The 16,731-nt window shown below is 64.0% G+C and carries 19 protein-coding genes; 11 read left to right on the top strand and 8 right to left on the bottom strand.

The genetic code is table 11. The features are described 5' to 3' along the window. Positions 1 to 52 precede the first annotated feature (52 nt). A complete protein-coding gene (locus BBX50_RS13845; protein WP_065775908.1) occupies positions 53 to 526 on the bottom strand; it encodes an Lrp/AsnC family transcriptional regulator in 474 nt (157 codons plus the stop codon). Positions 527 to 736: 210 nt separating this feature from the next. On the opposite strand from BBX50_RS13845, the gene tatA reads away from it, so the two are divergent. From tatA to BBX50_RS13820, 5 genes are all read left to right on the top strand, one after another. Then, on the top strand, positions 737 to 1,906 hold the full coding sequence (gene tatA / locus BBX50_RS13840) for a tyrosine aminotransferase (RefSeq protein ID WP_065775907.1): 1,170 nt from the start codon (positions 737 to 739) through the stop codon (positions 1,904 to 1,906). 7 nt (positions 1,907 to 1,913) lie between these two features. Then, entirely contained in the window at positions 1,914 to 2,546 is a 633-nt protein-coding gene (locus BBX50_RS13835; protein WP_065775906.1) for a YitT family protein, read from the top strand. Between the two features lie 110 nt (positions 2,547 to 2,656). Then, on the top strand, positions 2,657 to 3,010 hold the full coding sequence (locus BBX50_RS13830; RefSeq protein ID WP_065775905.1) for an ArsC family reductase: 354 nt from the start codon (positions 2,657 to 2,659) through the stop codon (positions 3,008 to 3,010). Positions 3,011 to 3,039: 29 nt separating this feature from the next. Beyond that, the gene (ybaK, locus tag BBX50_RS13825; protein WP_065775904.1) at positions 3,040 to 3,513 is read left to right on the top strand and encodes a Cys-tRNA(Pro) deacylase; all 474 of its coding nucleotides are present in this window, start codon (positions 3,040 to 3,042) and stop codon (positions 3,511 to 3,513) included. Positions 3,514 to 3,637: 124 nt separating this feature from the next. Then, positions 3,638 to 4,225, top strand: coding sequence for a dual specificity protein phosphatase family protein (locus BBX50_RS13820; protein ID WP_083213678.1), 588 nt, complete (start codon positions 3,638 to 3,640; stop codon positions 4,223 to 4,225). A 209-nt stretch (positions 4,226 to 4,434) separates the two neighbouring features. Here BBX50_RS13820 and BBX50_RS13815 read toward each other — a convergent pair whose 3' ends face one another. After that, entirely contained in the window at positions 4,435 to 4,890 is a 456-nt protein-coding gene (locus tag BBX50_RS13815; protein WP_065775903.1) for a MarR family winged helix-turn-helix transcriptional regulator, read from the bottom strand. A gap of 84 nt (positions 4,891 to 4,974) precedes the next feature. Here BBX50_RS13815 and BBX50_RS13810 point away from each other — a divergent pair, with 84 nt between their 5' ends. The 3 genes from BBX50_RS13810 (at position 4,975) to BBX50_RS13800 (ending at position 7,955) form a co-directional block, all read left to right on the top strand. Beyond that, positions 4,975 to 5,655 (top strand): glutathione S-transferase family protein, encoded by a 681-nt coding sequence (locus BBX50_RS13810; RefSeq protein WP_065775902.1) that lies wholly within the window; start codon positions 4,975 to 4,977, stop codon positions 5,653 to 5,655. Between the two features lie 94 nt (positions 5,656 to 5,749). Then, positions 5,750 to 6,628, top strand: a complete 879-nt coding sequence (locus BBX50_RS13805) for an MBL fold metallo-hydrolase (protein ID WP_065775901.1) — start codon at positions 5,750 to 5,752, stop codon at positions 6,626 to 6,628. A gap of 73 nt (positions 6,629 to 6,701) precedes the next feature. Further along, the gene (locus BBX50_RS13800) at positions 6,702 to 7,955 is read left to right on the top strand and encodes an aminopeptidase (RefSeq protein ID WP_065775966.1); all 1,254 of its coding nucleotides are present in this window, start codon (positions 6,702 to 6,704) and stop codon (positions 7,953 to 7,955) included. A gap of 60 nt (positions 7,956 to 8,015) precedes the next feature. Here BBX50_RS13800 and BBX50_RS13795 read toward each other — a convergent pair whose 3' ends face one another. The 3 genes from BBX50_RS13795 to BBX50_RS13785 form a co-directional block, all read right to left on the bottom strand. Further along, entirely contained in the window at positions 8,016 to 8,414 is a 399-nt protein-coding gene (locus tag BBX50_RS13795) for a VOC family protein (RefSeq protein ID WP_065775900.1), read from the bottom strand. 21 nt (positions 8,415 to 8,435) lie between these two features. Continuing rightward, positions 8,436 to 9,065, bottom strand: a complete 630-nt coding sequence (locus BBX50_RS13790; RefSeq protein WP_244513155.1) for a sigma factor — start codon at positions 9,063 to 9,065, stop codon at positions 8,436 to 8,438. A 72-nt stretch (positions 9,066 to 9,137) separates the two neighbouring features. Further along, complete coding sequence (locus BBX50_RS13785; protein WP_065775899.1) at positions 9,138 to 10,016, bottom strand: EamA family transporter; 879 nt, start codon at positions 10,014 to 10,016, stop codon at positions 9,138 to 9,140. Between the two features lie 88 nt (positions 10,017 to 10,104). On the opposite strand from BBX50_RS13785, the gene BBX50_RS13780 reads away from it, so the two are divergent. Continuing rightward, complete coding sequence (locus BBX50_RS13780) at positions 10,105 to 10,599, top strand: MarR family transcriptional regulator (protein WP_139108326.1); 495 nt, start codon at positions 10,105 to 10,107, stop codon at positions 10,597 to 10,599. Positions 10,600 to 10,663: 64 nt separating this feature from the next. Here BBX50_RS13780 and BBX50_RS13775 read toward each other — a convergent pair whose 3' ends face one another. The 3 genes from BBX50_RS13775 to BBX50_RS13765 form a co-directional block, all read right to left on the bottom strand. Beyond that, positions 10,664 to 11,254, bottom strand: a complete 591-nt coding sequence (locus BBX50_RS13775) for an NAD(P)H-dependent oxidoreductase (RefSeq protein ID WP_065775897.1) — start codon at positions 11,252 to 11,254, stop codon at positions 10,664 to 10,666. A 93-nt stretch (positions 11,255 to 11,347) separates the two neighbouring features. Next, positions 11,348 to 12,952 (bottom strand): exodeoxyribonuclease VII large subunit, encoded by a 1,605-nt coding sequence (xseA, locus tag BBX50_RS13770; RefSeq protein ID WP_065775896.1) that lies wholly within the window; start codon positions 12,950 to 12,952, stop codon positions 11,348 to 11,350. A gap of 75 nt (positions 12,953 to 13,027) precedes the next feature. Then, positions 13,028 to 14,848 (bottom strand): hypothetical protein, encoded by a 1,821-nt coding sequence (locus tag BBX50_RS13765; RefSeq protein WP_065775895.1) that lies wholly within the window; start codon positions 14,846 to 14,848, stop codon positions 13,028 to 13,030. A gap of 172 nt (positions 14,849 to 15,020) precedes the next feature. Between BBX50_RS13765 and BBX50_RS13760 the strand changes: the two genes are divergently transcribed. Both BBX50_RS13760 and BBX50_RS13755 read left to right on the top strand, forming a co-directional pair. After that, complete coding sequence (locus BBX50_RS13760; protein WP_065775894.1) at positions 15,021 to 16,028, top strand: glycosyltransferase family 2 protein; 1,008 nt, start codon at positions 15,021 to 15,023, stop codon at positions 16,026 to 16,028. Then, positions 16,025 to 16,729 carry a class I SAM-dependent methyltransferase gene (locus BBX50_RS13755; RefSeq protein ID WP_065775893.1) on the top strand — a complete coding sequence of 235 codons (705 nt, stop codon included), beginning with the start codon at positions 16,025 to 16,027 and terminating at the stop codon, positions 16,727 to 16,729. Before BBX50_RS13760 ends, BBX50_RS13755 begins: the two co-directional genes overlap by 4 nt. The last annotated feature ends 2 nt before the right edge of the window (positions 16,730 to 16,731 follow it).

Raw genomic sequence — 16,731 nt, 5'->3', positions numbered from 1 at the left:
AGGAAATGTGCGGAGCGGTTTTCCGCCCCGACGTCTAAATGTTCAGCGGCCGTCACGCCACCGTGGCGGCCGTCATCTTCGGGCTGTCGAGCAGGATGGTCGAGCGCAGCGTCTTGATCTCGGAGATTTGTTCGAACTCGCTCCAGAGCAGCCGCTTGTAGTCGGCAACGTCGCGCACCGCGATCTTCAGAAGAAAATCGAAGTCACCGGCAACCGTATGACATTCGACGACCTCAGGCATGCGAGCGACCATTTCGATAAAGCGGTGGCCGACCTTGCTGGCCGTTCGCTCCAGAGTCACCTCGACAAAAGCCTGGAAGCCGATGCCGGCGGCCTTCGGATCGACCACGACCGTCTGGCGAATGATGCCCGCCGCATAAAGCCTGGCGAGGCGACGCGACAGCGGCGCCGGCGAGAGCCCGACCTTGGCGGCGAGCTCGTTGTTGCTCAGCGAAGCATCCTCGACCAGCAGCCGGATGATCCGCCGGTCGACCTGATCCAGCTCCATCGATACCTTCTCGACCATGCCCAAACTCCATGTGCGCAAATCAGCAAATGATATGCAGGATTTTGCGCAAATTGTGCGATGTCAACATTGTCTCCATGGCAAAAATCTCATCGATTTTGCGCCGATCCTGACCTAAGAAGGAAGTCGCAGGGCGGCCGGAGGAACGGCGGCCGGCAGGCTTTCTCGACCGATATCGCATCGCTGCCATTCAAGGGGAGATTTTCCGGCATGTTCGACGCTCTGACCCGCCAACCCGATGATCCGTTGCTGGCCCTGATCGGGCTCTACCGCAAGGACGAGCGCCCCGGAAAGGTCGATCTCGGCGTCGGCGTTTACCGCGACGAAACCGGTCACACGCCGATCTTCCGCGCGGTCAAAGCGGCTGAGAAGCGCCTGCTTGAAAGCCAGGACAGCAAGGCCTATGTCGGCCCGGAAGGCGATCTCGTCTTCGTCGACCACCTCTGGACGCTGGTCGGCGGCGACACCGTCGATCGCAGCCACGTTGCCGGCGTGCAGACGCCCGGGGGTTCGGGGGCACTGCGGCTTGCGGCCGACCTCATCCGCCAGATGGGCGGCAAGCGCATCTGGATCGGGCTGCCGAGCTGGGCGAACCATGCAAGCATCTTCAAGGCGGCGGGCCTTGAGCCCGCAGGTTACCCGTTCTTCGACGTGCCGTCGCAGACGGTACTCTTCGACAACATGATGACTGCGCTGCAGGGCGCTGCAGCCGGCGACGCCGTTCTCCTGCATGCGAGCTGCCACAACCCGACGGGCGGCGTCATCACCGACGCACAATGGATGGAGCTTGCCACCGTCATCGCCGAGCGCGGCCTGCTGCCGCTCGTCGATCTTGCCTATCAGGGTTTTGGCCGCGGTCTCGACGAGGACGTCGCTGGGCTTCGCCACCTGATCGGCGTTGTACCGGAGGCGCTGGTTGCCGTTTCCTGCTCCAAATCGTTCGGCCTCTATCGCGAGCGCGCCGGTGCCATCTTTGCGGTCACCAGTTCGGCTTCCTCGGCCGACACGGTCCGCTCCAACCTCGCCGGCCTTGCCCGCACCAGCTATTCGATGCCGCCGGATCATGGTGCGGCCATCGTGCGTTTGATCCTTTCCGACGCGGAACTCTCGCGCGACTGGAGGCAAGAGCTTGAAACCATGCGGCTGCGCATCACCAACATCCGTCGGGCGCTCGCCGAGGGCCTGCGCGACCGCTGGCAGGCGCTCGGCGCCGTCGCCGGCCAGGAAGGCATGTTCTCGCTGCTGCCGCTCGCCGAGGCCGACGTCATGCGGCTGAGGAACGAGCACGGCATCTACATGCCCGGCTCCGGCCGCATCAACATCGCCGGTTTGAAGACGGCGGAAGTCGACGGCGTCATCGCCAAGTTCAAGGACCTCTGAGGACAAGATGGCCGAGCGAAGCATCGACGTGCCCGAAATTCCCGCCGCGCGCCATCGCCTCTACGAGGATGCGCTGGCAATCCTGACGGGCACGCTGATCATGTCGCTCGGCGTCATCATCTACAGCAAGGCGATGCTCTTGACCGGCAGCACGTCCGGCCTGGCGCTGCTCCTGCAATATGCGACCGGTGCCGAGTTCTGGCTGGTCTTTTCCCTCGTCAACCTGCCCTTCTACATCCTGGCGGTCAAAAGGCTCGGCTGGATGTTTGCGCTGCGCACGTTCCTCGCCGTCAGTCTGGTGTCGCTGTTTTCACGGCTGACGGCCGGCTGGGTGGAAATCGCCCGGCTTGATCCGATCTATGCGGCCGTCGTCGGCGGCGGGCTGATGGGCACGGGCCTGCTCATTCTCTTCCGCCATCGCACCGGGCTTGGCGGCATCAACATCGTGGCGATCTATCTCCAGGAGAAATTCGGCATCCGCGCCGGCTACTTCCAGCTCGGCGTCGATCTTGCCATTCTCGCCGCAGCCTTCTTCGTCTTGCCGCCCGCAAACCTCGTTCTTTCGGTCGTTGGAGCCGCCGTCGTCAACATGACGCTGGCGATCAACCACAGGCCAGGCCGCTATGCCGGCGTGACCTGAGGCAACGTCTTCCCTCGAGCGCGCCGGGACGCTATCACTCCTGCCACGCTTTGAAATTGCGCGATTCCGGACGGTTTCCTGAGACGCGCGCCACGATGTTGGGACATGGCATGACGGTTACGATCTACGGCATCAAGAACTGCGACACGATGAAGAAGGCGCGCACCTGGCTCGACGGCCGCGGCATCGCCTATCGCTTCCATGACTACAAGGCCGAGGGCATCGACCGCCCGCATCTCGAAAGCTGGTGCAAGGAGGCCGGCTGGGAAACCGTGCTCAACCGTGCCGGCACGACCTTCCGCAAGCTCGATGAGGCCGACAGGCAGGATCTCGACCAGGAAAAGGCGATCGCCTTGATGCTGGCACAGCCGTCGATGATCAAGCGCCCGGTGCTTGAAGCCGATGGCAATGTGCTGATCGGTTTCAAGCCGGAGCTTTATGAGGCCCTGCTCGCCACTGCATAGTTTGCGCGCCTCAATCCGGAGCGAAGTCGATGTCAAAGACCACGCGTGCCACACAGACGCTCGCAAAAGCCGGCGTCGCCTTCAGCGTCCACACCTATGATTATAACCCCAATGCCGAGCGCGTCGGCCTGCAGGCGGCCGAAGCCCTCGGCGAGGATCCGTGCCGTGTGCTGAAAACGCTGATGGCCGAGGTCGACGGCAAGCCGGTCTGCTGCGTCGTGCCCTCCGATCGCGAAGTCAGCATGAAGAAGCTCGCCGCCGCCTTTGGCGGCAAGTCGGCCGCGATGATGAAGCCGGCCGATGCCGAGCGTTTGACCGGCTACCACGTCGGCGGCATCAGCCCGTTCGGGCAAAAGAAGGTGGTACCAACGGCAATCGAGGAAGCAGCCGTTGCCGAAGCGCAGGTCTATATCAACGGCGGGCAACGCGGGCTGCAGGTGCGGCTTGCACCGCGCGATGCCCAGGCCGCGCTGAAGGCGGTCGCGGCCCCGCTCATCGCCTGACCCTTGCCATCAAAACATCACGGATGCCCTATAGCAGCGGCTGAAGCAGGGTGAGAAGCGCGGGCGCTGCTCCGCCCGCATCCTGCTGATACGTATGACAGCGGGCCGGCCTCGGGGTTCATTCATGGCATCTGCCAATCTTCTGCGTGTGAAGCGTGTCCTGAAGCGCCTCGCCTTTATCACCGCTGCGCTTGGCGCGAGTTTGGCTCTTTACCTTGCCGGCCTGCAATGGACCGGCAATTTCCACACGCTCGTTGCCGGCGAGGTTTATCGCTCGGCCCAGCCAGGCCCCGAGGCAATTGCCGCCTATTCCAAGGCCTACGGCATCCGCACCATTCTCAATCTGCGCGGCGAGAAGACGGATGAGCGCTGGTACCGCGACGAAGTTGCGGCGGCCGCACAGAACGGTATCCGGCTCATCAATTTCCCGATGTCGGCCTCGACGGAAATCGACCGCAAGGAAACCGACGCCCTGATGGCGATCCTGAGAGACGCGCCAAAGCCGCTACTGATCCATTGCCGGGCTGGCGCCGACCGCACCGGCCTCGTCTCGACGATCTACCTGCAGCAGATCGCCGGCGTCGATGAGGAGACCGCCGAGTGGCAGCTTTCGCCGCTCTACGGTCATGTGGCCCTGCCCTATCTCTCCGGCACCTTTGCCATGGACGAGGCCTGGGAAGCGCTGGAGAAATCGTTCGGGCTCAGCAGTTGAGGCGGGCGCGGATTGCGCCACCTTGAACTGCCCCTCATCCGGCCTGCCGGCCACCTTCTCCCCGCAGGCGGGGAGAAGGGAGGTTGCGGCACCCCGCCAAACCAGATGAGAAAAACGAATAGCTAATCGTATCGTGGGTCCCCTCTCCCGGCGGGCGGGGAGAGGGCTAGGGTGAGGGGCAAATCCCAGCACGGCCGGATAACCAAGATCTACCGCAGCTTCGCCAGCAACGCAGCCAGTTGCCGCGCCTCGTCTTCGCTCAGCCTCTCCCCGACATGCGCGTCGATCGACGGGCCGTAAGTTAGCCACATGCGTTCGCGCATCGCCCTACCGGCCTCGGTGATGACAACCCATTGTCCACGACCATCGGCATCGAAGGCCTCGCGACGGACCAGCCCCTCCTTGGCCAGGCGGTCGATCAGACGCGAGAGATTGTATTGGGCAAGCAGCGTGCGCGCTTCGATCTCATAGGGGCGCAGCCGCCCGTCTTCCGCCTGAACCAGTTCCCACAGCACATCGTACCAACCGAGCGGCGGCAAGGCGGCAGCCTTGAAGTCGGCTTCGATGCGCGCAAGCACCCGCTCACGGGCGCGCATCAGCCCGATCCAGACCTCAGTGGTTTCCGGTCCGGGGCGGTTCCCGGCTGCTTTCGCTTCTTTCGTCATAGATGCAATTACATCCATCTTGAAAATCAACGCAAGCCTACATACATGCAACTGCATCTACCTACCTTGACCAGGAGACCGCACATGACCGCCACGCTTACCCTCGTCAGCCACCATCTCTGCCCCTATGTGCAGCGCGCCTCGATCGCGCTCGACGAAAAGGGCGTTCGCTTCGAACGGACCTATATCGACCTCAAAGCCAAGCCCGACTGGTTCCTGAAGATCTCGCCGCTCGGCAAGGTGCCGCTGCTTCAGGTACCGCAGGAAGGCAGCGAGGCGGTGCTGTTCGAAAGCTCCGTCATCGCCGAATATGTCGAGGAAACCCAGGGCGGCCCGAAGCTGCACCCGGCAAATCCGTTCAAGCGCGCCCGCCATCGCGGATGGATGGAGTTCGGCTCGTCGATCCTTTCGGATCTCTGGGGATTCGAAACCGCCAAGGACGCGGAAACCTACGAGCTGAAACGCCAGGCGATCACCGGCAAATTCGCGACCGTCGAGACGGCGCTCGGTGAAGGTCCCTATTTTGCCGGCGACGCCTTCTCGCTCGTCGATGCGACGTTCGCGCCGATCTTCCGCTACTTCGACCTGTTCGACACGCTCGCCGATCACCGCGTCTTCGACGGGCTCGACCGCGTTGGCGCCTGGCGCAGGGCGCTTGCGGAACGGCCGAGCGTCAGGGCGGCGGTGACGGCCGACTACGGCGAGCGGCTCATGGCGTTCCTTTCGGATCACGACGCATACCTGCTGCGCGCCGGGCGAGCCTGAGCCGATTGAGCCGAATGATGCGGCCCTTCAGTTTTGCGCTCTGCTGGCCTATGACAGGGACCAAGTCCTGCCGGAGGAGCGCAACTTGACGAATATGACATCGACCTTGACGATCCTGGAGCCCTACCCCGGCATCTACGCCTATTATGACGGGCGCGTCGCCGGGGTGCGGCTTTATTCGCAGGTGTCGAACTGGCTCGATGACGGCGCCTACGAGCTCGGCATCGCCTCCTATGCGATCGTCGGCGGCAACGAGGCGTTGGTCTATGATACCCATATCTCGCTCGACCATGCCCGGGCGATCCGCGGACATCTCGAAGGTCTCGGCGTCACCACGATCCGCGTCGTGCTCAGCCACTGGCACAAGGACCATGTGGCAGGAAATGCGGCCTTTGCCGATTGCGAGATCATCGCGCTCAACCTGACCGCGGAGCGCCTTGAGGAAAACCGGGAGAAGATCGAAGCGGCAACGCCGCCGATCCGGCCGCTCGTCATGCCCAACCGGCTGTTTGCGGAGACGCTGACACTGACCGTCGGACAGCGGCAGGTGGAGCTCCATTACTTCGCCATCCACAGCGCCGACGGCAACGTGATCTGGCTGCCCGAGGAGCGGCTGCTTTTTGCGGGCGATACGCTCGAAGACACAGTCACCTACGTCAGCGAAGCCGATCAGACAGCGACGCATATCGCGGAACTCGCGCGTCTGCGCCAATGGCCGATCGCCAAGATCCTGCCTTCTCATGGCGACCGCGAGCGCATCGCCAGCGGCGGCTATGGGCCGGACCTGATCGATGCCAACCGGCGCTATATCGAGCGGCTGACGCATGCGATCTCGGTCGGCGCCCCGGTCGGTTCACTCAAGGATTTCGTTGCCGAGGAAATCTCCACGGGCGCAATCCACTACTTCCAGCCCTACGAGGCCGTGCACCGGAGCAATGTCGAGCGGGTGCGCGCTGCGCTCGGCGCGCGCTGATTGCAACCACGCTTCATTTTCGCCGCAAAGCGCCCTAAATCTTCTTCTTCCGAATTCAAAAGACAGGCAGATCATGACCTATCCCGCCAACACGCCCAATCCCATCGACCCTGTGAAACTCGACAAGCTCGCGGAGGTCGCGATCCAGGTCGGCCTGCAGCTGCAGCGCGGCCAGGACCTGGTGATGACCGCGCCGGTCGCGGCAATGCCGCTGGTTCGCCTGATCACAAAGCACGCCTACAAGGCGGGCGCAGGCCTGGTCACGACGCTCTACTCCGACGAGGATACGACGCTGGCGCGTTACGCCTACGCGCCGGATGAAAGCTTCGACCGGGCGAGCGACTGGCTCTTCAAGGGCATGGCCGAGGCCTTTGCTGGTGGCGCTGCGCGCCTTGCGATCTCCGGCGACAACCCGATGATGCTGTCGGCTGAGGATCCGGCCAAGGTCGCGCGCGCCAACAAGGCGAACTCGATCGCCTACAAGCCGGCGCTCGAAAAGATCTCGAACTTCGACATCAACTGGAACATCGTCTCCTATCCGAACCCGTCCTGGGCGAAGCTCGTCTTCCCGAACGATGCGGAAGACGTTGCAGTCGAGAAGCTCGCCAACGCCATTTTCGCCGCCTCGCGCGTCGATGTCGCCGACCCGGTCGCGGCCTGGAAGGAGCACAATGCGAATCTCGCCCGACGTTCGGCCTGGCTGAATGGCGAGCGCTTTGCGGCGCTGCACTTCACCGGCCCCGGCACCGACCTGACCGTGGGATTGGCCGACGGCCATCTGTGGTGCGGCGGCGCGTCGGAAGCCAAGAACGGCGTTACCTGCAACCCGAACATCCCGACCGAAGAGGTCTTCACCACGCCGCATGCGCTGCGCGTCGAGGGTCACGTCTCCTCGACCAAGCCGCTTTCACACCAGGGCACGCTGATCGACAACATCCAGGTGCGCTTCGAGGGCGGCCGGATCGTCGAGGCCAAGGCGTCGCGCGGCGAGGAAGTGCTCAACAAGGTGCTCGACACCGACGAGGGCGCGCGCCGGCTCGGCGAAGTGGCGCTGGTGCCGCATTCCTCGCCGATCTCGGCCAGCGGCATCCTGTTCTACAATACGCTCTTTGACGAAAACGCCTCGTGCCATATCGCGCTCGGCCAGTGCTATTCGGGCTGCTTCGTCGACGACATCAAGCTGACGCCGGAACAGATTCGCGCCCAGGGCGGCAATTCGAGCCTGATCCACATCGACTGGATGATCGGCTCGGGCCAGGTCGACATCGACGGCGTGCGCGCCGACGGCAGCCGAGTTCCGGTTATGCGAAAGGGCGAATGGGCCTGATTTGATCCATCGGCCGCCGCATATCCTGCGGCGGCCGAGTCTTCAGCAAGTTGCGTTCGGTCAGCCGTTGGCCGCGCGCTTGAGACGCGGCATCTGCGCCGACTGATAGAGTGACAGCACGTGGCCATCCGGATCGGCGAATTCCGCCGACCAGCCGCCGGGCGCATGGCTGACCGGCGTGACGATCGTCGTCCCCTTTTCAGCGAGGCCGGTGACCACATCGTCGATGCCGCCCTCGGCGAGATCGAAGACGACGATCGGCGTGTTGCCCGGCTTGCTTTCCGCAACGAAGAAGACCAGCTCGACCTCGTCTTCTATCTTCGCCATCAGCCAGCTGCCGGCTTCGTCGTCCTCCATGCGCTGGACCTTGAGACCAAGAACATCACCATAGAAGGCTTCCGTTCGGGCGAGATCCGAGACGAAATAGCAGATGGCCCCGATACGTGGTTTCGACAGCATTGGTTGCTCCCTTTCTGTTTGTTACGCCGGCTTGTTGCCGCCGGTTGCCGTTTCGTGAGACGCGCGCGGTGAAAAATTGATCGCGAAGAGATGACCATCCGGATCGTGGCTGGCAAAAGCGGCGCGGCCGCTCCGCGTGACCGGCAGCAGTGCCTGGCGGATGCGGCCGCTTTCGAGCGGATAGCGCAGCCCCGTCAGTTCCAGACTGGTCTCGCCGTGGCCGGCATCACGCCACGCGCGGCGCAGCATCAGGATGCGCTGGCGTAGCGCGTCGTCGGAAATGCCGAGGAGATGGCGAATTTCGAGGCGATTGTGACCGGCGATCGCAAGCAGCATCACGATCCGGAGGCTGGCCGGAAGCGTGGTCGCGAAAATCAACGGATCTCCAGAACGCTCCTCTTCCGGTTCCGGCACCTCCATCTGCTGTTCGCGGCCAAGGCGACGAGCGGCCGTGCGCGCCTGCATCGTGGCGAGCTTGCGGATGACGCCGCAGAACCAGGCCCGATCGCCGCCGGTTGGAAATCGTCCGGCCTTGAGCGCGACGATCAGCGCTTCATGCAGCAAATCCTCCGCTTCGGCCGCGCGGCGACTCTGCCGCCTGGCGAAACGGAGGAGATCGGAATAATGCGCCGGCGTCAGGTGCTCGGTCATCAGGGCAGCGCTTCCCAAGGATTAAGGTTCCCGCCAATGTGAAGCGCCCGCCCTATGGTTGCAAGTCCGCACTCAAGCGCGGGCCGGCCGCACCTTCGGCAGCAGCTGCGCGCGCTGACTGAGCCAGACGCTGACGAAGACGACGAGGATGCCGAGCGCCTGGACCGGCGTCAGTTGCTCGCCAAGCACGCCCCAGCCGAGCAGGATGGCGACGACCGGGCTGAGGAACCCCAGCGGCGAGACGGCCGACGGCTCAAGGCGCGACAGTCCACGAAACCACAGCAGGTAAGTGAAGGCCGCGCCGATCAGGCCGAGATAGGCAAGGCCGAGCATGTTTGCCACCGTCAGCGACGGCAGGGATGGCTCGAAGAACAGCACCACCGGCACCAGCAGCAGACCGCCCGCCGCCAGCTGCCAGGCGGTGAAAGTGAGCGGGGGCACGGGCGGCGCCCAGTGACGGCTGAGCACTGTGCCGAAGGCCATGGAGACGGCGCCGGCAAGACCGGCAAGAACGCCGAGCGGATCGAGCGTCGCCCCAGGTGTCAGCACCAGGAGACCGACGCCGACGATGCCGGCAAGGCCGGCGACGACACTGAGGGTGCGAATGGGCGAGCCGAGAAAGACACGCGACAGCAGGATGACGATCAGTGGCTGGACGGCGCCGACCGTGGCAGCGACGCCGCCCGGCAACCGGTAAGCCGAGACAAACAACATCGCCCAGAAAAAGGAGAAGTTGAGCGCGCCGAGGATGAAGGTGCGCGGCCACCAGATGCCCTCGGGGAGGCGCCGGACGATCAGCAACAGGAGGAGCCCGGCAGGCAAGGCGCGCAGCATCGCAACCGTCAGCGGGTAGCCGGCGGGCAGAAACTCTGTGGTCACGAGGTAGGTACTGCCCCAGATGGCCGGAGCGAGTGCGGTCAAGGCGAGGTCGACGGTTCGGTTCGTGCTCATATCTTTATCTCAAGAATCTCTATATCAAGATAAATTGAACCTACCACGGTTTATCTCTATGTCAAGATACTCTATGCTGAGGAAAATGATGGAGGCTTTGATGGATCGCGTCGACAGGATACTGGCCCAATGGAACCGGGAACGGCCGGATCTGGACGTGTCGGCCATGGGCCTTCTCGGCCGCCTGTCGCGGCTCTCGGCCCATATCGCCCGCGAGATAGACAAGAGCTTTTCCGAACGTGGCCTCAACGCCTCAAGCTTCGATGTGCTGGCGACGCTGCGGCGGTCCGGCGCGCCCTATCGGCTCTCGCCCGGTGAACTCTTGGATACGACCATGGTGAGTTCCGGCACGATGACCAACCGCATCGACCAACTGGAAAAGGCCGGTCTGGTCGAACGGATCGCCAATCCCGAGGACAGACGCAGCGTCATCATCGCCCTGACGGAAGAAGGGTTGAGCCGTGTCGATGAGGCGGCGACAGCGCATGTGGCAAACCAGCACCGGGTCGTTTCGGCGCTGTCGCCGGAGGAGCGCACGGCACTCGACTGCCTGTTGCGCAAGTATCTCGCGGCGTTCGAGTAACGCAGTTCCAGGAAACATGTGAAACGGTTTTCCGTCCGGCGCTGCGTACTTTCAAGGGACCCGATCAGATGGTGGCGACCAGCCGGCGGACGCGGTCCAGATGCGCTTTGCGTTTGGCATCCGTTGCACGATCCATGTCGTGCAACGCGAGCATGCGGAAGTTCAATCCCTTGGCGCAGAAAGCGGCGATGCCGCGCTTCAGCAGCCGTTTCACCGGATTGCCCATATAGAGGTGCACCACCCACCAGGGCGAACCGGTCGTCGTCAGCGCCCAGAAAAGCTTGATGTTGTGAAGGCGCGGGATGATGCGGCCGCCGGCCGGATCATTGTCGAAGGCGACGCCGGGCGCAAAGACCCGATCGAAGAAGCCTTTCAGGATCGCCGGAAAATTGAACCACCACTGCGGAAAGACCAGAACCAGTCCGTCTGCCGCCTGCAGCCGCGCGATCAAGCCGGCTGTTGAGCTGGCATCGTAGTTGTCGGTGAAGTAGGTGCCACGTTCCGCCAAGCTCAGGCGCGGATCGAAGTCTTCCCGGTAGAGATCGAGCAGATCGACGGAATGGCCGCTTGTTTCCAAAACCGATTGCGCTTCGCGCGCGACGCTCGCGGCAAAACTGTCTTCGAGCGGGTGAGCAAGCACGAGCAGGATACGCATGGTTCTCCCTGATGATCAGTCAACGGACAGTGCCTGCGTGGCACTGGCTTTGCCGGTGCGGCGTTGTCGCCGCGCCGGCAAAGCTTGGCCCGGCTAAAAAAGACTGCCCTGCTTCGGCGCCCCTCCCGTTGGCTCCGGGTCCTTCGCCGGCTTCTTGCGGGGCGCTGGCGTTTGCGAAACGGGTTCGCCGCCACCCTCGCCGGCGACTGCCGAGACGCGGCCATCGGCAAACTCCAGGCTGAGCGTCATGCCCGGAGCAACGGCAGCCGCCTGGCGCACCGGACCACCGTCAGCGTCCCTGACCAGCGCGAAGCCGCGCTGCAGCACGTTGCGATAGGAGAGCGACTGCAGGATGCGGTCCTGAGCGACGATGACGCTGCGCAAACGGCGAACATCGGCGCGCACGGCCGCATCGGAGCGGGCGGCAAGCCCGCCAACGCGGTCCGATGCCCGATGGATCTGGCCGACAAGACGCGACGGCAGCGCGCGCAAGGCTGCGTCTGCCGCCGACACGCGTGCTTCGCCGCGATGCACCTGGCGCTCGACGATGCGCTCGGCCTTGTGCATGGCGTCGACGATGCGCTGGCGGCGCTCCGAGAGCTTGCCCTTGAGAAGATCGGACCGCAACTCGGCCGAGACACGTTCGAACTGGCGCCTTTTATTGGCGGTGTTCATCTGAAGGCCGCGCCCGAGACCGAGCGCCGCCTCGTCAAAGCGGCGGCGCGGCAGCGCCAGCAACTGGTCGAGGGATGGCAGAGCACGCGCGAGCGCTCGCACCGCCTGACGGCGATTGTCCATCTGCCGCCCGACTGCCGCCTTGAGGCGCGCCGAAAGGCCGGAAACTCCCGCTTCAAGATCGGCCCTGACCGGCACCGCCATTTCCGCAGCCCCCGTCGGCGTCGGCGCGCGCTGGTCGGCGGCATAGTCGATCAATGTCCAGTCGGTCTCGTGTCCGACCGCAGATATCAACGGGATCTGAGAAGCGGCGGCGGCGCGAACCACAGCCTCGTCGTTGAAGCCCCAGAGATCCTCGAGGCTGCCGCCGCCGCGCGCGACGATCAGCACGTCCGGCCGGGCAATCGCCCCGCCTGGTTCGATGTCGTTGAAGCCGCGGATTGCCGCTGCCACCTCGTCGCCTGAACCATCGCCCTGGACCCGAACCGGCCAGACGACGACATGGACGGGAAAACGGTCGGCGATACGGTGCAGGATATCGCGGATGACCGCACCCGTCGGCGAGGTCACGACGCCGATCACCTTGGGCATGTAGGGCAGCGGACGCTTGCGGCCGGCATCGAAGAGGCCTTCGGCGGCAAGCTTGCGCTTGCGTTCCTCCAGCAGCGCCATCAAGGCGCCGGCACCAGCCGGCTCCATCGTCTCGATGACGAGCTGGTACTTCGACGAACCGGGGAAGGTCGTGACCTTGCCGGTCGCGATCACCTCCATACCCTCTTCAGGGCGGAAGCGCAGACGCGAGAACGTGCCCTTCCAGATCACCGCATCGATGCGCGCCCGGTCGTCCTTGAGCGCGAAATAGGCGTGCCCCGACGAATGCGGGCCGCGATAACCGGAAATCTCGCCGCGCACACGCACCTGATCGAAGGCCTGTTCGACCGTTCGCTTGATCGAGCCCGAAAGCTCGCTGACCGAATACTCGGTGAGATTGCTCGGAGAATCGCTGTCGAAGAAAGAAGCCATGGCTTCTTTTACCGCACCCTTCGTCGAAGACCAGCATATCCGTTCAGCTATCCACCCGCCAAAGGCAGGCGCCGCTCAGGGTTTCAGGGTAAAAAGCTGGATGGGCGAACCTTGCGAAACCGGCAAAGGTGACAGGAAGGCCGGGACACGCCCGGCAGCCAACGCCGCATAGAGCCCTTGCGGGGCACGGGCGACGATCAGTTGCGTCTGAACGTCGGCGGCGCAGAAGGCGAGGATCGGATGTCCAAGCCTGCGCAGCATGGCAGCTGCGTCCTCTGGCTGCGCCAGGCCGATTTTCAACTCCTCCAGCATGCCGCCCGCGTTTCGATGGTAGGGCGCGCTGAGCACGCGGTGTCGGGTGCGGCGAAGGAGTGTCGCGCCCGCATCCGACGGGCCGACAACGAGCGACGGCGCCAGGCCTTGCAGATCGGCAAGCGCACCTTTTGCCAGGCACGCCTCGCCGTTGGTGAGCTCGGTTTCTGTCGCTGCAAGTTCGCCGATCCCCGTTTCGGCGAGCGCTCCGGCAACGGCCCAAACCGCCGGAACGGAAATGACGAGCGCGCCGACGTAAAGCAGGGACGCCCCCGCACGGGCGGTTCCACCGCCGGACAACACCCGGAGATCCGAAAGCAGCAGCGAAATCGGCACGATGGCCAGCAGATTGGAGAAAGCCATGCCGCGAACCTGGACTAGCGCGATCGCGAGACTCGAGAACACCAGAGCGAAGAGGACGAGGCTGAGGCCGACCCGGTCGCGGCGCCAGATGCGCCAGATGCAGATGGCCGAGGCGAAGGCGCCGGTGAAATAATAGGCGCCGAGGTTCGCCGGCTCCTGTCCGAGCAAGGCAAGGAAGGAACGGGCCTCGATGACATGGTCGAGCCAGAGTTCGACAAGCAATGGGTCGAGACTGGCCAGCGGATTGCCCAGGCACTGCGGCGCGACCGCAAGTGCCACGGCGACGACGCCGAGGCCGCAGCCGCCGAGTGCCGCAAACCGCACCGCCCGCGAACGACCGCTTGTCAGAGCGGCTGCGAGCGACAGCAGGAGACCACCGGCCAGCGCCAAGGCATAAAAAGCGATCGAGAGATTGTCGCAGGTCACGGCCAGATAGAGCCGCGGCGGAACGGTCGCAAAGAAGATGACGCTGAGGCTCGACGCGAGCGAAAGGCCGAAGGCGACCGTCGCGCGCGCCGCCGCTTGCCCGACGATGACCCATTGACAGGCTACAATGGCGCAGACCACGGCCACGAAGGGTGTCGTTTCCGCCCCGACCGCGATTGCAAGCGCGGCGGCCGCGCCGGCAATGGCATAGCTTGAGGCGTGGAACTGCCGGTCGACCAGCATCGCCGTAAGCACGGCGGCCAGGACCAGCTGCACGTTGTGGTGATCGATCGCCCCTCCCAGAAACCGGTTCGACGTGGAGATGAAGACAGCCGTCAGGACCAGGCAGAAATGCATGGCCGCGGTGCCGCCGGCGCGTCGCCCGGCAAGGCCCATTGCCGCCAGCAGCGGAACGGCGAGGAAGATCGGCCAGACCGCCAGCGCCAGGACTTCGGCCTGCGCGGCGCCGGCAAAGGGCCGAAAGAGGGATATCAACGCGGCGATCGGCAGGTCGATCAGACGCGACCAGTGCATCAGCGTGCCGCCCTCGAGGCCCAGACGGATTTGCGTCAGGTCGAACCAGCTTTGGCCGGCCAGGAGATCGCGGACCTCGACCAACCGCATGACGTCGTCGTTGTCGCGCCCCACATAGTCGGTCGCGCCGCGAAACCGGACGACGAGCAGGAGGATGGTCGGAAGTCCGTAGAGGAGCACCATCCACGGCAGGCTCGACCACAGTCGCCCCGTCCTTCGCGTCGCCGCCATTTCCGATAGTGTCGCCGTGTCGCTCGACATAGGTCCTGCCCTCTCGATCCGGGGCCACATACTAAGAGCTCGCGATCAAGAAAGCGTAAAACCGCAGCCCGTGATCGCCCTCGTCGAACGGCCTGGCGCCCCGGCCCTTGGCGTCTTGTTAACACCCTGCCGCCTATGATGGCCGCAACCCAACTCGAACCGAGCCTTCCGGATGTTCGACCGCTTCAACATCGCCGTTCTCCTGCCTTGCTACAACGAGGCATCGACCATCGGACAAGTCGTCCTGGGCTTCCAGGCGGCGCTGCCGACCGCGCGTATCTACGTCTACGACAACAACTCGACGGACGGCACGGCTCTCAAAGCCATGCTCGCCGGTGCGACCGTCGTGCGGGAACGCAGGCAGGGCAAGGGGCACGTGGTGCGCCGCATGCTCGCCGACATCGACGCCGACATCTATGTCATGGCCGACGGCGACAGCACCTATTGCCCGACCGATGCGGAAGACCTCGTGCGCACGCTGATCACCGAACGCGCCGACATGGTTGTCGGGACGCGCCGCGGCGTTCACAACGACGCCGGCCGGCAGGGTCACGCCTTCGGCAACAGGATTTTCAACATCCTCTACCGGTCGATATTCGGGACCGATTTCAACGACATTTTCTCCGGCTACCGCGTTTTTTCGCGTCGCTTTGCCAAGAGTTTCCCGGCCGTTTCCAACGGGTTCGAAATCGAGACCGAGATGTCGGTGCACGCTTCACGGCTGAAACTGCCGGTGGCCGAACTCGAACTCGATTACGGTCGGCGCCCGGAGGGATCCCATTCCAAGCTGTCAACCTTCAAGGATGGCGCCAAGATCCTCTGGACCTTCGTGATGCTGATGAAGGAAACGCGGCCATTCACTTTCTTCGGCCTCATCAGCCTGGCGTTTCTGGCCGCAAGCACAGCCTTCATGACGCCGGTCCTGCTCGAATACTTCGCGACCGGGCTCGTCCCCCGCATGCCGACCTGGGTCCTCTCGCTGGCCCTGCTTCTGGTGTCGATCATGATGTTCACGGCTGGCCTGATCCTCGATTCGGTCTCGCGCGCCCGCACGGAACAACTTCGGCTGCACTATATCGCGACCCCCGCGCGGGTCGCATCCTCGGAGATCGGCAAGAGCGAGGACCGCGCAACCGCGACGCAGCCGATGGCAAGAATTGTTGGGGAACGCCGCGGATGAACCGGGAAACGACCAACCGCATACGCTTCCTCATCGAAGACGTCATTCCACCGATCTTAAGGGACTCGCGCCTTTTCAAGGGCATGGCGAGCCTCGCCTGGGGCAAGCATATCGCGCATCTCGCCGAGTTTCGCGCGCGGGCACCCTTCCTGTCAGCCGGTGAATATGAAGACCTCTACCGGAAACATCCGCGCGTTCATGAGGGAACGGACAATTCCGAAGCCTGCGTGCGCAAAATCGCGGCAAGCGTCGCCGGCGAGAGCGTCTGCGATGTCGGCTGCGGCACCGGCGTCCTGTTGAAGCGGATCCGCGCGGCCAACCCCAGGGTCGGGAGACTGACGGGCGTCGACTTCGCCGTCGACGACGCTGCTGCCATCGAAGGCGTGGAATACCGCGCGGCGATGATCGAAGACCTGCCGTTTGCGGACGGTGAATTCGATACCGTCGTCTGCACCCACGTCATCGAGCACATTCTCGACTACCGCAAGGCGATCGCCGAGCTGCGCCGGATCACCCGCCGGCGTCTGATCATCGTGGTGCCGCGCGAGCGCGAATACCGCTACACCTTCAATCCGCACTTCAACTTCTTCCCCTATACCCACTCCTTCCTCAGGGCGGTCCACCCCGTTCCAGCCGAGCATGAGTGCATCGATATCGGCCGCGATATCTACTATCGCGAAGACAAAGCTTCGGCGGCGTAAGG

The organism is Ensifer sp. LC11 (genome assembly GCF_001695835.1).
Lineage (GTDB): Bacteria > Pseudomonadota > Alphaproteobacteria > Rhizobiales > Rhizobiaceae > Ensifer.
Note: the sequence above shows the minus strand (reverse complement) of the source record. Positions and strands in the feature narration are given on the sequence as shown.